The sequence below is a fragment of the Campylobacter sp. CNRCH_2007_0968H genome (assembly GCF_025773245.1).
In the GTDB taxonomy this organism is placed as follows: domain Bacteria; phylum Campylobacterota; class Campylobacteria; order Campylobacterales; family Campylobacteraceae; genus Campylobacter_D; species Campylobacter_D lari_D.
This window is the reverse complement of record NZ_JAKMTQ010000043.1, coordinates 1-1,203: the sequence shown is the minus strand read 5'-3', so window position 1 is coordinate 1,203 and position 1,203 is coordinate 1. Positions and strand designations below refer to the sequence as shown.

General features: G+C 29.3%; 1 protein-coding gene. It reads left to right on the top strand.

The genetic code is table 11. The annotated features are described in order from the left end of the window. Positions 1-144: 144 nt before the first annotated feature. Positions 145-1,203, top strand: a 1,059-nt coding sequence (locus L8Y18_RS08530; protein WP_263676663.1) for a cache domain-containing protein, incomplete at its 3' end; no start/stop codon positions are given.

Below are 1,203 nucleotides of genomic sequence, written 5' to 3'. Positions count from 1 at the left end.
TTGATTGGATGTGATTGTTATTTTTTATAATTTTTTTATTAAAAAATAGTTTTTTTATATTTAAATAATGCATTTTTTTATTAAAAATAATACAAGATAATTTTTCCCTTAAAATTTACAATTTTTAAACAAGGATAATTCATTATGAAAAACATTACAAGAAGTTTAACGGGAAAATTAACTTTTTTTGTTTTTTTAGCAATTATAGCTATTTTATTTATAGCAAATGCATTTAATTATGCCGAAGTAAAGCATGATGTTCAAAAACTCATCAATGATATACAAGTTAAAACAATGCAAGATGTTTTAAAGAATTTTGATGACTACACTGCTTCAAGAAGCGATGCTATTAGATCTGTCGCCTCTGAATTGCAAAAAAATCCTAATGCGAGTTTAGAAGAAATTTACACTATGGTTAAAGTTGCAAAAGAAGCTAGTCGTTTTGATGTGCTATATGTAGGACTTGCACACAATGGTGCAATGATTAGATCAAATGGAAACCATCAAATGCCATCTGATGGCTATGATCCTAGAACAAGAAGTTGGTACACAAGTGTTGCTTCTGGAGAAAACAAAGTTGTAATATCAAAGCCTTATATTGCCCCTAGCTTAAAAGCTCCTTCTTTATCTTTTTCATATCCTATAGTTGTTAATGGTAAATTTATAGGTGCAGTAGGTGGAAATTATGATTTAAATACTTTTTCAGATAATGTATTATCAATGGGAAGGTCACAAAGCGGATATACTGTGGTTTTAGATAATGATGGAACTATACTTTTTCATGAATCTTCTGAGGCATTATTAACAAAAAATGAATTAAGTCAAAATATAGTAAAATCATATCTTTCAACACCTGAAGGAAAATCAGGACTTCTTTCAAGCTCACCAATGTTAATTGAAGATGGAAATGCTCCTCGCAAGGCTGTGATTTGTCAGAAATCTTCAACAGGATACAATGTTTGTGTGATTGCGGATGAAAAAATCTATAAAGACCCGGTAAATAAAGCTTTAATACAACAAATCATTATTGGTGTTATAAGCTTGGTAATTGCTCTTGTAATTATAAGATTTATGATTAATTATAATCTTTCTCCACTTCAAAAAATCCAAACCGGCCTTAACTCTTTCTTTGACTTTATCAATCATAAAACCAAAGATTCTGCTATGATAGATGTTAAGACTAATGATGAATTAGGTGCTATG